At 35.5% G+C, this 17128-nt stretch carries 16 protein-coding genes; 11 read left to right on the top strand and 5 right to left on the bottom strand.

The window, feature by feature from the left end; genetic code table 11:
* Positions 1 to 11: 11 nt before the first annotated feature.
* From UABAM_RS27450 to UABAM_RS27435, 4 genes are all read right to left on the bottom strand, one after another.
* On the bottom strand, positions 12 to 302 hold the full coding sequence (locus tag UABAM_RS27450) for a hypothetical protein (RefSeq protein WP_151971189.1): 291 nt from the start codon (positions 300 to 302) through the stop codon (positions 12 to 14).
* A gap of 304 nt (positions 303 to 606) precedes the next feature.
* Positions 607 to 2766: an ankyrin repeat domain-containing protein gene (locus UABAM_RS27445; RefSeq protein WP_151971188.1), complete on the bottom strand. Its 2160-nt coding sequence runs from the start codon at positions 2764 to 2766 to the stop codon at positions 607 to 609.
* Positions 2767 to 3044: 278 nt separating this feature from the next.
* Positions 3045 to 3926: a prenyltransferase/squalene oxidase repeat-containing protein gene (locus tag UABAM_RS27440; RefSeq protein ID WP_151971187.1), complete on the bottom strand. Its 882-nt coding sequence runs from the start codon at positions 3924 to 3926 to the stop codon at positions 3045 to 3047.
* A gap of 360 nt (positions 3927 to 4286) precedes the next feature.
* Positions 4287 to 5831, bottom strand: a complete 1545-nt coding sequence (locus tag UABAM_RS27435; RefSeq protein ID WP_151971186.1) for a sigma-54-dependent Fis family transcriptional regulator — start codon at positions 5829 to 5831, stop codon at positions 4287 to 4289.
* Between the two features lie 401 nt (positions 5832 to 6232).
* Here UABAM_RS27435 and UABAM_RS27430 point away from each other — a divergent pair, with 401 nt between their 5' ends.
* From UABAM_RS27430 to UABAM_RS27390, 9 genes are all read left to right on the top strand, one after another.
* Positions 6233 to 6520 (top strand): hypothetical protein, encoded by a 288-nt coding sequence (locus UABAM_RS27430; RefSeq protein WP_151971185.1) that lies wholly within the window; start codon positions 6233 to 6235, stop codon positions 6518 to 6520.
* A gap of 34 nt (positions 6521 to 6554) precedes the next feature.
* Positions 6555 to 7505 (top strand): ketopantoate reductase family protein, encoded by a 951-nt coding sequence (locus UABAM_RS27425; RefSeq protein WP_151971184.1) that lies wholly within the window; start codon positions 6555 to 6557, stop codon positions 7503 to 7505.
* Between the two features lie 66 nt (positions 7506 to 7571).
* Positions 7572 to 8828 (top strand): alpha/beta hydrolase family protein, encoded by a 1257-nt coding sequence (locus tag UABAM_RS27420; protein ID WP_151971183.1) that lies wholly within the window; start codon positions 7572 to 7574, stop codon positions 8826 to 8828.
* Positions 8829 to 9038: 210 nt separating this feature from the next.
* On the top strand, positions 9039 to 10139 hold the full coding sequence (locus UABAM_RS27415) for a saccharopine dehydrogenase NADP-binding domain-containing protein (RefSeq protein ID WP_151971182.1): 1101 nt from the start codon (positions 9039 to 9041) through the stop codon (positions 10137 to 10139).
* Between the two features lie 73 nt (positions 10140 to 10212).
* A complete protein-coding gene (locus UABAM_RS27410) occupies positions 10213 to 10926 on the top strand; it encodes a DUF4336 domain-containing protein (RefSeq protein WP_151971181.1) in 714 nt (237 codons plus the stop codon).
* A 37-nt stretch (positions 10927 to 10963) separates the two neighbouring features.
* Entirely contained in the window at positions 10964 to 11902 is a 939-nt protein-coding gene (locus UABAM_RS27405) for an SDR family oxidoreductase (protein WP_151971180.1), read from the top strand.
* Between the two features lie 24 nt (positions 11903 to 11926).
* Complete coding sequence (locus UABAM_RS27400; RefSeq protein WP_151971179.1) at positions 11927 to 12829, top strand: alpha/beta hydrolase; 903 nt, start codon at positions 11927 to 11929, stop codon at positions 12827 to 12829.
* A gap of 415 nt (positions 12830 to 13244) precedes the next feature.
* Positions 13245 to 13424 carry a DUF1016 N-terminal domain-containing protein gene (locus tag UABAM_RS27395; protein ID WP_151971178.1) on the top strand — a complete coding sequence of 60 codons (180 nt, stop codon included), beginning with the start codon at positions 13245 to 13247 and terminating at the stop codon, positions 13422 to 13424.
* A 44-nt stretch (positions 13425 to 13468) separates the two neighbouring features.
* Positions 13469 to 13903 (top strand): DUF1016 N-terminal domain-containing protein, encoded by a 435-nt coding sequence (locus UABAM_RS27390; protein WP_229759441.1) that lies wholly within the window; start codon positions 13469 to 13471, stop codon positions 13901 to 13903.
* A 674-nt stretch (positions 13904 to 14577) separates the two neighbouring features.
* On the opposite strand, the gene UABAM_RS34300 is transcribed toward UABAM_RS27390, so the two are convergent.
* Positions 14578 to 14862 carry a DUF4238 domain-containing protein gene (locus tag UABAM_RS34300; protein WP_390882106.1) on the bottom strand — a complete coding sequence of 95 codons (285 nt, stop codon included), beginning with the start codon at positions 14860 to 14862 and terminating at the stop codon, positions 14578 to 14580.
* Between the two features lie 278 nt (positions 14863 to 15140).
* Between UABAM_RS34300 and UABAM_RS27380 the strand changes: the two genes are divergently transcribed.
* Together UABAM_RS27380 and UABAM_RS27375 are read left to right on the top strand one after the other, a co-directional pair.
* The gene (locus UABAM_RS27380; protein WP_151971176.1) at positions 15141 to 15776 is read left to right on the top strand and encodes a hypothetical protein; all 636 of its coding nucleotides are present in this window, start codon (positions 15141 to 15143) and stop codon (positions 15774 to 15776) included.
* A gap of 145 nt (positions 15777 to 15921) precedes the next feature.
* Positions 15922 to 16914, top strand: a complete 993-nt coding sequence (locus tag UABAM_RS27375) for a leucine-rich repeat domain-containing protein (protein ID WP_151971175.1) — start codon at positions 15922 to 15924, stop codon at positions 16912 to 16914.
* Positions 16915 to 17128 lie beyond the last annotated feature (214 nt).

The following is a 17128-nucleotide window of genomic DNA, read 5'->3' as shown; positions in this document are numbered from 1 at the left end:
AGGATCAATTTCTAGTATTTGGGTAGGTCTAATCTCGTGAGGTTAGCAAGGGTAAATATTTCTGGCGGTAGTTTTTCTATGGCCTGTGAACGATATGGCAATGTAAAATCGTTGGAAAAATTACAATTTATAAATTGGCAATTTTCGATTTTGTCAAATGTGATATCTGTACGGAAACTACAGTTTTCAAATTTACAATTTTTGATATTGAATACTCTTTCTTTTTCTATAAAAAATGCACATCCGTAGTACGAAGTATTCTCTTTAATATCTTTTAACTTAGGTACTCGCGTATCTGCCATATTGTTTAACAATATCTCGCTCGTTGCAGAAGGACAAGCACTTATTTTTGAAAATGATCTTACTACTTACCGCGGCAATATTACTTTGGTGATACCGTTTTAATAATGTAGCCATTTTGTGGCTACATTATTCAGGTTATTATAAACCATAAACCACGTCATTTGATATTTGAGATTCAAAAAGACCTCTTGTGAACCTTTAGAGGATGGGTACTTATGGGAATTTTGTTAAAAAAAGGTGATAGACTTTGCGTAAAAAAAAGTGACAAATTCAGCGTTGTGTTTCATTCTGTCAAATATCATTTTATTTAGAATCTCTCTTCATTAATAACTCAACAAACGCACGATGCCCTTTCGATTCAGCGATCGTCAAAGCCGTCTGATTTTTACTATTTTTAATATTTACGTCTGCTTTTGATTTTATCAGCAGTTCGGCAACTGTTGTATTACCAAAGTATGCAGCAGATATTAGAGCGGTATTACCATAGTTATTTCTTGCATTAATATCTACATTGTTTTGCAATAAAATACGCAGCATTTTCTCGCAGATATCTGATTTGAAATCTTGTCTCGCTAAGACAATTAAGGCCGTATCTCCGTCATTATCTTTGATGTTAACATTAGCACCAGCTTTTACTAAAAGATTTACGACTTCCACATGCTGTCCTCCGGATATAGTATGTATTAGAGGTGTCAGGCCGTCTTGGTCTGAGAGATTGACATCCGCTCCGGCTTTGATCAAAAGTTCCACAATTTCTGGAAAGCATATCAATTCTTGAGAAGTTGCCTCTAGCAGCGCTGTTTTTCTCATTGTATTCTGATAATTAACATTAATACCTGTTTTTATCAATATTTTGATAACTTTTGTATATTCTTTCAATTTTGCTTCATCGGTCTTATGAGGTTTGCCAGATATACTATTTCCTAACATATCTAAAGCTTTCGTGTGAGTATGGTATATAGCCACAGTTAGAAGTCCATCATTCACATCGGCACCAGCTTTGATTAAAAGCTCAACAACATTTTTATGTCCATTCGCCACCGCTGCTTTTAAAGCCTTGTTTTTTGCATTTATATCAACCTCTTTGATAAGACTTTCCACTACAGAAGCATATCCATTAGAAGCTGATTTAACAAGGCTCTGTTCATAGTAGCTTTTATCTGTTTTTGCTATTAAAAAATGAACTACTTTTATCTGCCCAGCCGCTGCTGCAATTACTAAAGCACTCTCTTTTTCATAATTTTCAGCATTGGGGTTGCTACCTTTTGCAATAAGAGATTTGACTTGTTCTAGATTTCCCTTCTCACTCTCAAACATGAGATTCGTCCATTTGTCAGCTCCCATGCGCTTAAGAAAATCAACCATTTTTGTACGCTTGCTATCCATAGCGACCTTCAAGGCGGTATCACCATTATTTACAAAATTAACATCGGCTCCGTTTTTGATAAGGAAATCGACAAACGAAATATGTCCTTTAGTTGCTGCAGCGATTAATGCTTCACCTGTTTTCCAATCTTTAGTATTGGTGTTCATTGCTTTTAATAAAACATGTCCCACCTTCACGTGCCCCCCACGCGCAGCACTAATCAAAGCCTTCTCTATTTCAATGGCACCAGCCTCGATTAGTGCATTTACCACTTTCTCGTGTCCAGCTGATGCTGCTAAAACTAAAGCTGTTTCTGCATATTCATAATGCACCAAAAATTCAATATCCACTCCGGCCTTAATCAACACTTTTACAACATCAACATGTCCCTTTTCTGCTGCTGCCATCAACGGAGTTATGTAATCATCCTTTTTGCCATGAATGTTTGCCCCTGCTTTAATGAGAAGCTTGACCGTGTCTACACATCCCTTATATGCAGCTAGACACAAAGCAGGGGTATCACCATCATCGATATTTGCTCCCTCTTTTATTAGAAGATCAACAACATTTATATATCCTTTATGTGCTGCAATTCCAACAGCAGTTATCCTGTAATATTCTTCGTGTTCCCTTGTAACATTAATATCAATACCAGCTGTAATCAGAATACGCACAACTTTAGTTTGTCCAGCAGCAACAGCTTTTATAAAAGCTGTTTCGCCGTTTTTATTTTCGGCATTGATATCTGCCCCAACTCTAATAAGAATATTTACAATCTCTGGATATCCACTGCTAGCAGCTTTTATCAAAGCCGTCTCGCCATTTTCCCCAGTTGCGTTGATGTTCGCACCAGATTTAATCAGAAAATTAACTATGTCGGCATGCCCACCTGCGGCTGCCTCTATCAAAACTGTATCCCCTTCTTTATCTTTGGCTTCAACAGAAACGCCAAAAGTAACCAAAGCTTTCACTTTTGCTAAACTTCCTCTGCTAGCAGCCTGATGTACATTGCTAACTGTAATAAAATAACCAAATATAGCAAATGTCAAAAAAATTAAAATACCTACAATCTTTATAGTTTTGGATGTGATTTTCATGCGTGATCACCCTAAATTTCGCAGTAGTGTAAATACAAAAAAGAAACTTTTTACAGCCGTTAGCTCATGAGAATAGAACTTATTCTAGCGAATAACAATAATTACAGGTTCGATTATAAAACAATCTCTCAAATTGTAAATCTTTTTTGGCTAAACAGAAGCAAGCGATTTTTCTTACCGAGATCAATGAAAAATAGACTTTAATTTGACAACATAATTCTTCTTGGAATGACCAAAAAAAGTAATTTGTACCATACACAACTATTTTCACCAAGAGGCTATGAGAAGTCAAAATTTTTTAAGATAGCCACAGACTCTACAGTGAGCTTACCAATCCAGTCTCGTTTGGCCTTCAACCACACATTTGGATTCAAATCTCCCCAGTCCCATCTCGGTTCCCAGTGATCTCCGTTCACTATACTATTCTTGACACGTTCGAGATCAGCGTTGATTAAGCTGCTATCAAAAATTGAAAACAACGGGCTTTGGTGCGAATTGATATAACTAAATGGTGTCGCCGAATAATTTCCCCAATTTGAAACGTTTTTGTCGATGGTTCTATTTATTAGCTCGCTCAATTGCGAAAAAACCTTTTTCTGAAATTCAGTCCCTGACATCTCATATAGTCTTGTAAAGCACATGATTTCATGAAATTCAGGCTTTTTTATTTCATTCAATCTATGAATGGCTTTATCTTTTAAATCTTCAAGTAAATTTGATTCAGGCTGGTACATAATAAAGTAGCCTAAAATTTCAGCCGTTGGATTTCCCCACTGCTCACTATCAAATTGTTTTTCATAATTCCACCACGGAGCACGAGGACTATCCATACATGGTTTTGTTAGATTAAACCACGCTTGTTTTTCTTTATTGTAATTGTCTGCAAGATACTTCAAGCCTTTTTTTACCATGATTTCATCTCTAGAAACTTTTGCAGCAGTCAAATATTGAAAAGCAATTGACGTTGCTAAAACGGATGATTCTTTTGCTTGCACGTCTGGTTCTAAACCATGCCCAAAACCGCCATCTTCATTTTGATAATTTTTTAATTCTTGTATTACCGCAGAAGTTGTTCCCCCTTTAAAAAAATAATGATAAAGCATCAGATCTAATTTTCTAGCATTTACTTCTATATAGTTTTCTATTTTTTGTATATCCATGACAATACCTACTATTAAGTGCTGTTATTTTTGTTTTCTTACATCGGTGCATCACTAAATCTTATTTTATCATACTACCAGAAAAGATTTTTGCTATCTTATAAATCGCCTGCATCTGATTTGCTCCAACCAATAAAAAATATAGCTACAAGACGGAATAATGTAGTGTGTTGGCAATTGTTTGCGCCATTTGTGTTTTCGCTTATCAAATGTCGAACTGTTGCTTGCGATTTTTTCAATCACTTTGAGGCTTCTTTGACACTCAGAAACTCATTGGTTATTTTTTCTTCCTGAGAATATTTAGTATCTCTTTTAACGTTTGGTGAATTTCTTGCAATTTGCTGACATTTGTAGAGTCCTTTATTTTAAATTTTTATATGCTCGTCCATAGTTAATTGCCATTTTTTTCATACGATTTCTAAGTGTGCTTGGATTTACACCAAGAAGGGTAGCTGCTCCATCTACTCCATTGATTTTTCCCTTTGTTTTTCGCAGAACTTGGCGAATATGTTTTGCAATTACCTCATCAAGGTTATCTATTTCCTCTAATGATGTTTCTAGATCTAAAGTATTTTTTTCTTGATTTGAATTGCCAAAAAAATGTTCAAAATTTAATGGACCAGAAGGATTAACAATTAAAGCGCGTTCGATTATGTTTTTTAGTTCACGTATATTACCGGGCCAATTGTACTGCATTAAAGGGGCAATGGCATTGGGAGATAATGTTGGAATGCCTGATAATTTCAGCTCCTTTGATTTTAAATTGATAAAATGTTGTACCAGTGCCGGAATATCTACTTTCCTTGCTCGCAGTGGTGGTATCCAAATGGGAAAAACATTGAGGCGAAACCATAGGTCCTCTCTAAATTGATGCAACTTCACCATTTCTTCTAAATCACGATTTGTTGCGGCAATAATTCTGATATCAAGGGGAATGGTTTTTGTGCCACCAACTCTTTCAATTTTTTTGTTCTCAAGTACATTGAGCAAATGTACTTGCGTTTGTAGAGGAAGTTCCCCGATTTCATCGAGAAAAATAGTTCCTTTATTGGCTCTTTCAAATCGACCTCGTTTTTGCGATAAAGCCCCTGTAAAAGCACCTTTTTCATGACCAAAAAGCTCGCTATCTATTAGTGTATCTGGAATCGTACCGCAATTTACGCTTAAAAAAGGACCAGAGCTACGTAATGAGGAATAGTGAATGGCATTTGCTACAACATCTTTCCCTACTCCAGTTTCTCCTAACAACAAAACGGTGCTATCTAAAGCGGCTACTTGCTGTACCTTATGCATAACATCCCGTAAACCAAAACTTGCGCCCACTATTTCGTCACCCGATAAACGTCGTAATTCTCCATGTAGATATTTGTTATCATCTGCCAGTAGATTTTTTAGTGCAATAACTTCTCGATGTTGAATTGTATTCGCCATTGCAATCGCAAATGGTTCACTTAAAAGAGAAAACCATTCGCAATGTTTTTGCGAAAACATACGATGATGAGAGCATAAGACTAGAACTCCTAGTACTTGACCACCTGATTCAAGAGTTAATACAATTAGAGATTTTGCCTCAATACCATGAAATTGTAACATTTCTTTAGACAATTTGTCTTCGCTTGGCTTACTGAATAAACGTACTTTTTGCTGTTGACCGCGATATTTACGTTGGAGTTCTCGCGCTTTGACAGAAAGAGGTGTCAACAAATTAACAGCTCTACCTTCTGTTGCTGTTGCAATAGCAATTGTGCGCATAGAATCGAAGTTTTTATCATAATCTTGTAGAAAAGCTATATCCACAGGCATCCATTGACACAGAAACTCTAAAGTTGAAGACATTGCTTTTTCAATTTCTAAACTACCACAGATTCTCAATGTTGCTTTGCGAAAGAATTCATCTTTATTCATTTCTCACTCCTGTTTTTACCATATATGACAGCCAGATGATCAAATTGCCATATATGGTAACAGAAATTACCTTATATGGCAATTTGGTGTCTGCAAGCTTTTTTAGCTTTTGATTTTATTAGGATGTGTCATGTTACTCCGCAGTTAAATAACCTGGCTATGAGGCCTTTGTCGTGCCTTGCTAGTGCTTACAATGACTTAGACCTTAAACAAAATCTAATTGATGACACGCCCTAGACTTTTGACACTGGTATGGATTTTGCTGTCGTAATTATAAGCAAGTTTGTTGGCGAATTGAGTATTGGAATGAAAGCGTAAAAGTAAAATTGCTCTACGTTTCGCGTAGTAAAACAGGTTTGGGACATCCCTTCTATTCATGCAGTACATTTAGAGAAAAGTTTATGAAATGGTTAGAAAATATAGAGTTACGGACAGGTGAAAATAATCGCGAATCCATTGTACAGTATTTGAAAAAATTACTTGAAGAGATAAAAGACAAAGAAAAAAAACAATCGATCAAAGTTTATAGTCATGCCATGATCGATACAGATTTTAGCGTTTCTATTTTTCACGATTCACAAAAAATAGAAAATAGTGGTAGTTCGCTAGGCTTATACCTCACCTCTATTCTAAAAGAATATGGTTTAGTGAATCATAGTGTGTGGATAGTTTTAGAGAAGGAAAGTTAAACATAACAGCCTAAAATTTTGAGGAGATAGAACCATGAAAATATTGTTCTATGGAGCTGGAGTAATCGGCAGTTTGTATGCCGCAAGATTACAGGAAATGGGTCAAAATGTGTCAATTCTTGCACGTGGACAGCGTTTAACAGATATTCGTAAACATGGTATTGTGCTGAAAAATATTATGACTGGGCAAGAAACTACCACCAGTATAGATGTAGTGGAAAAGCTTAGTCCACAAGATACTTATGATTTAGTGGTAATAACGCTGAGTAAGAATTGTATCTCCGAGGTTCTTCCTATACTTGCAGCCAATCATAGCACAGCCACTTTTTTGTTTATGTGTAACAATGCTGCTGGGACAGACGAGATGGTTCAATTATTGGGTAAGGAACGTATCATGCTTGGCTTTGCAGGTGCAGGAGGTATACGTGAAGATCATGTTGTCAACTATGCTATTGTCTCTAAACACAAACAGCCAACGACATTTGGTGAGTTAAACGGCGCGAATACTCCGAGATTAAAACAGATCGTCTCGATGTTTAAAAATGCTAAATTTCCAGTGACCACATGTTCGCAGATGGATGCATGGCTTAAGACGCATGTCGCAGAGATAAGCCCGGTGGCAAATGCTTTGTACATGTGCGGCGGCGACAATTATCGTCTGGCAAAGACTCACAAAGCTGTTGTATATATGATTCGTGCAATTCGCGAAGGTTACCAAGTATTGCAAGCGCTTAACGTACCGATTGTTCCGTCTAAACACAAGTTGGTTAAATGGGTACCTGAGTTTGTGTTAGTGGCATTGGCAAAACTTGCGCTAAATAGCAAGAAAGCCACTTACCTTATTGGGCATGCCCAGGCTGCTCGCTCAGAAATGTTACACCTTGCCAATGAATTTAGAACGCTGGTGAAAAAAACATCTATTGCAACACCTGCCATAGATCACTTATACACGTATGCAAATAGTGGAGATCAAAAAAAAGATTGATGTAATCTATATCTTACAACGGTGTACTTTCGTTATTTGCAGTTCATTTTTATTTAAGGGAACAATATGTCTATCAAAAACATAATTTTTAAAGCCTTTGCTAAAAGAGTTCCGAAAGTGAGAGGGTTTACCAAACGTTTTTATTTTGCTCATCCCTTTCTTGATGCCTGGTTTGCATGGTTTCCTCTCAATCAAATTCAGTATGATGGCGCTGCTCCTGGAGAAATTTATAATGCTGCTTCGAGAATTATCGAATGTGACGGAGCAGAAAGCTGGATACCCGAATGGTCAAAAGAAGGTGATCGGGTGAAAAAAATGGCCGAAGATATTTTGCAGCAAGGTCATCTATTTAGCGCCGCGAATACTTTCTTAAGAGCTTATACTTATTACCGTACAGCGCATTTAGCAACTGATCCAGACAAGCATAACGAAGCGATGAGAAAAACGTACCAGGAGCTTTCGTACTGTTTTAATCGTTTTCGTGAGCTTTCTAAAATCCCCATGGAAAAAATCGAAGTACCTTTCAAAAAAGATGGTAAAAAGACCGAGAAAAAAATGCATGGCTATTTATTGAAAGCTAAAAACACTTCTGACGATAAAACCGTACCTACTCTAATTTGGCTAAGTGGAGCAGAGTCTATTGCCGAAGATTTTTATTGGTGGTGTGGAAAAGAAGGTATGGAGAGAGGATACAATGTTTTTGTCGTAGATAACCCCGGAGATACAGCTACTCGTATTTATAATGAGGATCTGCTCAATGAAGGAGCAGGAGATGATACTTTGATTTCTCAAATGGATTACCTGGTAGAAAGAGAAGATATCGATGCAGACAATATTTTTGTATATGGAATTAGTATGGGAGGATATCGCGCGGGTCGATTTGCGCAAATAGACAACCGCATGAAAGCTGTTATTGCAAATGCACCAATGCTAGATGTATCAAAAGTTTTGGATGAATGTCGTAATGTGTATAAAGCTCCCAAGGATGCTCAAGGTTGGGGAAAAAGAATGTGCTGGCAATACGGTATCGATTATACAAAGGATTTAAAAGAGGCTTTGAGCGATTTAGTGGATGGAACCTGGGGGAAATTTGTTACTGAACCCGAAAAAATAAAAGTGCCCTTTTTGGTAATGGCAGGAGAAAACGAACTGGGCGGAGAAGGCATTCGTCAAGCAAAGGAGTTTTATAATCGTTTGGGAAGTAACATTAAAGCGAAAAAAATTCTTACTACCGGGGAATGTGGACAAGCTCATTGCCAGTTGGATAACTTTCCTCTTGCCAGACAAGTGATGTTTGATTGGCTAGAGGATATTCGAAAATAAAGACAAATGATTACTTTTCGAGCATCGACTAAAGATTTCGTGGGGTAAAAATTTAATGGAGGTACCTGAAGTCCCGGAAACGATTGAGAAAATTCTTAATAACGAGCAACATACCAGAAATTGCGAATAATCTTGCTTTAGAGAAATATGAGAGAAGGTAATGTGAAAGGTTTCGATAAATCATATCAATGGGGACAATAAAAACTAAAAATGAAAAAATTACTCATTATAGGCTACGGGAATGTTGGTAAACTGCTAGCAACAAAAATTTTAGCAAATATTCCTGAGTTTCAGATAACGCTCGCTGGTCGAAATATTGAACGTGTCAAAGCAACAGCTGAAAACCTTGAAAATCAGTTTACAAAATCTAAAGTAGACTACATAAAAGTAGATGCTGCTGACAAATCATCACTTCTGGAAGCTTTTGAGGAGATAGACATGGTCATTGTAGCTTCTAGTTCTTTGAAATATACCCGCAATGTGGTTGAAGCAGCACTTGATACGAAAACTCACTATTTCGATACACAGCTCTCCTCTAAAGATAAAATAACAGTTCTTGAATCTTACAGAGATGATATACAAAGAAAGGAACTCATTTTTATTACCGATGGAGGTTATCATCCAGGTATTCCGGGAGCTATGATTACCTGGGCAAAACAGAAGTTAGGCTCATTAGCAAAGGCGAACATATATGCAGCACTCAAAATGGATTGGAGTTTGTATCAATACACTAAGAGCACAAATCATGAAATGCTTGAAGAGCTAAAGTCTTTCGACTGTTCTTATTATCAAGATCGCGAATGGAAAAAAGTGAATTGGAGTAAAATTCCCAAATGGGACTTTGAAGAACCTTATTATGAGTTATCCTGTATGCCAATGGTAATGGAAGAAATTCGCTGTGCTCCCGATGAAATTGAAGAGATCGAAGAAACAGGATTTTTTATTTCGGGATTCAATCCACTTATGGATAGATTTTTAATGCCCATTCTTATGTTTGGGATAAAAGTATTACCTGCTTCTATGTATGGTCCTCTAGGCAAATTATTTGAGTGGGGATTAAAGAAAGGCAAACCACCATACGGGGTTATGCTTGTTGCTGATTGTAAAGGTTCAGACGGTTCGTTGTGTATGAAAGTCCATCATGAAGATGGTTATGAAATTACAGTTGTTCCTGTTGTTGCATGTTTAAAACAATACATTTCGGGACACATCAAGCCCGGTCTTCATTTACAAGCCTGGGTAGTGGAACCAAAACAATTTTTTGCTGATTTAAAAGCCTTAGGTATTAACGTAGAAGTAGAGCAAAAATGAAAAACTTATGGATATTCAGTTTGTTAAAGAGCTTGCCGTATGAAGTTTTTGAACAGGAGAAAGGAGAAAGAACATGTCTTTAATAGAGTACCAACCGCAGCAAATCTGGCTAAAAGAATATCCCATCCGTTATGCAGGCTGTCGTTTTAATTCTCGTATGACTATTGTACGCCTTGATAATGGAAGTGTCATGGTGCATTCTCCCTGTGAAATTTCACAGAAATTAAAAGAAGAAATAGAAAAAATTGGCAAAGTAGAGTTTATCATTGCTCCTGGTAATTTTCACTGGCTCCATGTAGAGTCTTGTCAGAAAGCTTTTCCCAACGCCGAAACCTGGATATGCCCCGGAATCGAACAAAAAGCACCTGAGATGTGTTTCCAATGGGTTCTGGGAGATAAACCTGATCCGCGCTGGGAAAAAGAACTTGATCAGGTTTTTATCCGTGGAAGCCGAATCATTTCAGAGGTTGTTTTTTTACATCGAGCCAGCAAGACTCTGATTGTGGTGGATGCCATTGAGTTTATCGGTCCTGAAACACCAGATACGAATTGGCTTCTCAGATTCTATTGGAAATATGTGACACGTATGTGGAGTAAACCAAAGCCTGCCCCAGAATACCAGATGTCTTGGAAAAACAAAAGGGCAGCAAAAAAATCCTTTGAACGTATTCTCGCCTGGGATTTTGACAAAATAATTCTGTCCCATGGAGATATTATAGAAAGGGATGCCAAGGAGATGGCACGTCGTGCCTGGTATAGTCTTTTAAAATATAAGCAGAAAGCCTAATCCTGGCAGGTCTTAGAGAAATATCGCAGAAGGTAATATGAAAGGCTTCAATAAATCGTGTCTAAGGATGGAAAGTGAGCCTCACGAATTGGTTTCACAAATCGCAATGGAGTTGATGATGGTTAAAGATAAAAAATCTGTTTTAATTGCGGGCTCTACAGGTTATCTAGGTAAACATCTAGTCAAAGCATTCTCGCAAAGTGGCTATCATGTGATAGCTTTGGCAAGAAATCCTGGCAAACTGGATAGTCTTGCTGATTTGATTGATAAGACAATTGTAATTGATCCTACCAACAAATCTTCTCTAAAAGGTCAAATGAAGAACATCGATTACGTAATATCTGCTTTAGGGATCACCAAACAGAAGGATAATCTTGGATACTGGGATGTTGATTTTTTAGCCAATAAAAATATCTTAGAAGAAGCCATTGTGTCAGGTGTTTCAAGGTTTGCTTATGTGCACGTGTTAGAAGCTGATCGAATTAAAGGCGATATGGTTACGGCGAAGTCAGCATTTGTGAAACTGCTTCGTCACTCTCCTATAGATTCTACGATAATTTGCCCTAGTGGTTTTTTTTCTGATATGTGTGAGTTCCTGAACATGGGAAAGAGTGGCCGTATTTACTTATTTGGCAATGGAGAACCAAAACTGAATCCCATTCACGGTGAAGATTTAGCAATAGAAATTGAACGTGCTGTCGCAAACAAAATTGATTGGTTGGATATCGGTGGGCCAGAGATATTCACACAAAATGAAATTGCACAATTAGCTTTTAGTGTATTGGGTAAACCTGTGATCATTGTAAACATACCTTTTTGCTTTGCTAAAATAATAATTCTCCTTGCAAAGTTGTTAGGATTCAGGCGTAAAATAGGGCCTCTTGAATTCTTTGCTAGTGCTTTTTCCGGTGATATGTGTGCCACTAAGTTTGGAAATCATCATCTAAAAGTTTTCTTTCAAGAGCAATTGCCTTAACCTGCAGAATACTTTGAGGTTGTAATGGATATGCATAAAAATAATATCAATCATATAGTGAATAGTTTCTTTCAACGAGTTCCAGAGCATCAGAGTCGTTTATTTCGGAATTTCATCGAAAGTAATCCTAAGAAAAGTATTGAAGCAGCAGGAAAAGTCTTTCAATACACTTCATGCGGAATTGGTACTCAAACGGTTGTCTTGCTTTCTGGAGCTATGGTATCGTCATATATGTGGTTTCATGTTGCACAATTACTTCAAAAGGAATATCGGTTACTTATACCTGAATTGCCAAAAACGGGAATGGGAGCTGACGAAGCAATTATTTTGATTAATTCCATATTAAAGCTTGAGAAAATTGATAAAGCAATAATTGCAGGTTACTCATATGGTGGTGCAATTGCTCAATATTTTGCTGCATTACACCCTGAAAAAGTGGATTGCCTCGTGCTTTCCCATACTGGACTAATATGGGACGATGATAAGGTTCAGAAAATAGAAAAAGCACTAAGGATAATTAAATGGATTCCTGGGTTTATGTTCAAACTTGCCAAATATATAAGAACAAAGGGTTGCAAAGCATCTGAATGGTATTTATTCAGGAAGGCGTTTTTTAATTGGTCGTTTTCAACAATTGTAAAGAAAGACATCATACAGATGCTTGAAAACAGCAAAGTTTTTCAACAGAATATTGAGCAGTCAAAAGTTGAACCATATCAATGGAAAGGCAATACAGTGATAATGGGAACAAAATCGGATCGGGATACATTCAAGTATTTTGATGAATTATGCAAGCACTATAAAAATTGTTCATCATATGTCTTTGATTTGCCGGAGGCAGGTCACCATACAATTTTTCTTTACCCCAAGGAGTATACACAAAAGTTTAAAGAGTTGATAGTATCGAAGTATACAAAATCTAAATAGTTCAATGAGCTAGGGGAAATCTTTCTTTTCAACATAGCAACTCAAACATTCTAAGTTGCAACTTTGCAACTTAGATTAGCCATTTCGATTTTGTATCATGTGAGAGAACATCCAGATACTCTTTATAAGCATAAACTTTATATCTTTGCTTCCCACTAGCATTATGTATAATTCCAAGTGATTCAAGCTTTTTGAGAGATCTGTAAATATTTATGGTTTGACATTAAGACAATATATCAGATGCATTATCCCAATGCCCATTTCTCCGCAAGTCTATTTTTTTCAACTATTTACAAATGGGTAAATAGTAGCATTTTAGATGCTACTATTTTTTCTTGCCTTGCCATTCTTTTCTATTAAAATAAAAATGTAGAAATAAATGGGCAATTAAAAAGTATTTTTAGGGTGTAGTGTTGTGAGTGACCAGTTTGAAATATCAACGTCGTACATATCTTTTTTAGAAGAACTTGTATCGTATATTAATTCAGCACAGCAGCAAGCATGCAGGTTAGTAAATCAAAAACTTATAGATGTGTATTGGTATATTGGTAAAAGAATCATTGAAAAACAAAATCTTGAAGGTTGGGACAATTAGTTGTTAAAAAACTATCAAAAGATTTACAAAAAAACCTACCAGGAGTGAAAGGGTTTTCAACACACAACTTATGGAGAATGAAAAAATTTTACAGCTTGTATCTTGGTAATAATGAGCTAGAAAAACTTGTAATTAGAGTAAGCCCAGAAAAAATTCGGTTACTGAACTTAGAATTAATTTTATCTGAAGAGTATGGAGTAAGTTACGCCCATGCTTTTAATTTAGTGGGGTGTTTTATTTATGAAATATTATTAGACGATAGTCTTACTTTAGAAATTACAGGAAAAATATTTACAGAAATAATTGAATCTTTTCCTACCGCTGAAGATAAAAAAGCATTAGCAGAAAAAATCATCAATACTTGTATTAGATCTTTTAATCAAAGAAAAATAATCTTACCCTTAAATATAATTAATCGAAAAATTAATTACCTTTCTATACTTGCCAAATCATTTCACTCTGATATTGAAATTGTTTAGGCTGAAACTCAAGAGAGAAAACAAGACATCATCAATATTGTTAGGAGGGATCTGTTATTACTTGGCAACATTATTCGACCTTTTTAATTAGGTCTCCCATTTACGCCCTTCTAAATCGATCGGTTCAGATATGACAAAGAGATAAAAGTTATATTTTATGTTTATGGACCAACGGGAGCATTTGAACAGAAACTTACGCTTTTGAAGTAAATTTTGTTCCGAGACTGTAGTTGGGGTTGTGCGCCTAACGCCTCGTAGCGGTCGACAACTAACCTGTTTTATTATAAAATAAAGGATAGTTGTCGATTTGCCATTTTTAGTCGAATTTACCGCCAAAAAACAAGCGTTTTCTTTGTGGTGCCAAAATATGCTTTTTCTACCTAAAAAGTTACAAGAAAGCCCATTAAGAAAACAAAGCAAAGTTTTCTGAGCATTTGTTGACTTTCTTTGTACTCAAAAACGGACTTTTCTATACAAAATAGCAAATTGGCCTAGAGGTTTTTTTCATAGTATCTACAGGATGACTGTCGTCTCTTTGGAGGGGATGGGTCGACAATCTAAAGATGTTCTGACTGAAGGAGAATCGGCAAATTGCGATTTGAGAAAGTTCGCAGTTCCAGAGACAGCCCCCAGCTATTAGATTTTACGAGATGTAAATAGGCACAATCTGTTATCTAAAATAGACCTACAAAATCTTCTTTTTTTTGTGCGTAAACTTGCTCTAAAGATTCACTCATAACAACCTTATTAAATTTAATAACTTGATCTTCATCTATTTTAATAACTTCATTTTTATCAACTTTATCAGAGAAAATAATTGCCAACTTAGGTGATACAGGGTGGTAAAACTCTAAACCTTCGACTGGTTCATTTAAATCTTTACCTAGTCCATAAGTATTAATTACGGGATAATCTCCAGTGATTAGGTTCCTAGGACCGTTGACCTCTAGTATGTTGATTTTTAGTGAGTCTTTTTTAAGAGAAATTCCTAAAAATAATCGATAACCCGTAGATATAATCCAAGGCCAGTGTAGGTTGTCTAGATTGAGATCGCCATTAGAAAAATGCTGAAATTTTGAAAGATTTTTTTCTACGTTTTCTTTTTGTTTTTTTGTCCGAAGACTACTAAAAACTAAGTAGAAAGTTAGCTTTTCCCACTCTTGACTATCGGTAAATATTTTTTGAAATTTAGAATTTCGTAAGTCATTGAGTACGTTGATAAAGTAATGTTCTTTGTGTGAAAAGATATTTTCGATGCTATTTATTGAATATTCATCTAAAATTTTACCTATATGATCGCATTGTTAGTGAAATAGCTGGAGGGTCATCGTTTGCCGCTGCATATGCTAAAGCAATTAAGTATAACTATTGTAAACAGAGAACTGCGAATGTTAAAGTAAAACCTAACGAAAACAACAGTGTTCCTGATATTGTAAACGATTTTAAACCAGGAATTACAAAAATAGATAACTATGGTAATTTTATTCGAAAGCCTCAAGGTTTTGCAGGTGTTATAGATGGAAAAAGCGGACTCATGGACATAGTTCCTACTTTGAGAACAGGATTACGTTCTGAATTACCAAGCGGTGTATTTCCGGTAACAAGAACTCATGCGGTGTTACTCAATAGAATGAAAACTCCGCAAAGTTCTGCTTATGCTTTTACGATTTTCTATTTGAAAAATAGAACTCTAAACATCGGTTACAAGTCTCAAAGTGTCAATGGTCGATTTCCTAGTGACATTTTACCAGCCAAATATCACCCTTTTGTACGTGCACATATCGAAGCTTCAACAGGGCTAAAGGTGAATGTGAAAATTTCTGTACCTAAATATTACTATATTCCGTGGGCTATTCCCAAAGATAGAAAGTAATGCGCATTAGTAGAACACAGAAAAAATTTAAATGCTATTAAAAGTAGCGATGCTGTTATTTTTTTGATTAGTTAGGATACCCAAAGAATGGTTATGCAGTCATACAAATTATTTTTTGGGTATTTTTTTGAACAAAGGAAAATGTATGAAAATGTATGAGCAGCATTTAGATCAAATAAAAAATGACTGTAGCTATAATAGCTGCACGTTTACTCTAAAGAACACAAACCTGTCAGTAAAGAACTGTCAATTTTATAATTGCAAATTTTATGGTAATGTTATTTTTGATCAAGTAGAAAATATATCAATAAAGAATTGTGATTTTGAAAAAGTCTGTTTTCTTGATTTAAAAAATGTTTTTTTTGAAAAAACTTATATTAATCGCTTGACCGTAACATTAAGCAAAAAAAATATTTCCTACATAAAAAATATTACAGTAAAAATTTTATCTATTTCATCTTTAGGTTTAAAATATATACCTAACGAAGTTTTTAAAATGAAAAAACTTGAATCCCTAATTTTAAGCAACAACAACATAAAGAAAATCTCTACTAAAATATTGTATATGAATCTTAAATCTTTAGATTTAAGCAATAATGAAATAAAAAAAATTCCTTCCACATTGCAATTACCCTCTAGTATGAAAGAACTGATTTTGTTTGGAAATCCGATTGAATATGTCAATATTGAAAAAAATTCCTGCAAAATTGTATTAGATTACAAGATAAATGATTTTCTAATACCAAGACAGCTATTTTTTTTATTAAAAAAGAAACAATGTATTTCTAACTTTACATTAAAATTTTTTTTAAAAATAAACGGTCTACATCACAAAGAAGTTTGTTTTTCTCATCCAACTTTGGTTGCTGAATCTTTCAAAAATAAGGATTCTTACTGGCATTGTTCAATGCTTTGTATTGATAAAATAAAACCTGAATATTGTGTTGAAATTGGTGATTTCGGCGATGGATCTGATACCCCACTACTTTTAAATTATGAACATAGTAAAACAAAACCTTCGGTAATGTGTCTTATTTACGAACATGATTGGAAAGAACTTGCACCCGACTTCGAAACTTTCTACCGGTGGCTAAATATTAAAAATAGAGTTTTAAGTCTTTTTTGTAATTTACGATGAAATGAATTAAAGGTGCCGGACTTGAATGTCGTTCAGTCAAGCTATATACGTTCGGTACGAATCCAATATAAGAGATTTGTAATCGTTACGATGTTTAGTGAAAATCTTTTCACGAAAAAAGTTGAAAAATCACAAAGTGGCTTAGAGACAACCTTTCTGAGCCTTATTTTATCTAATTTTTTTCTTTTAAAATAAAATTGCAACGCGATAGTTG

It is taken from the genome of Candidatus Uabimicrobium amorphum, assembly GCF_009002475.1.
Lineage (GTDB): Bacteria > Planctomycetota > Uabimicrobiia > Uabimicrobiales > Uabimicrobiaceae > Uabimicrobium > Uabimicrobium amorphum.
The sequence above is the reverse complement of the archived record's forward strand: the minus strand, read 5'-3'. Positions and strand labels throughout refer to the sequence as shown.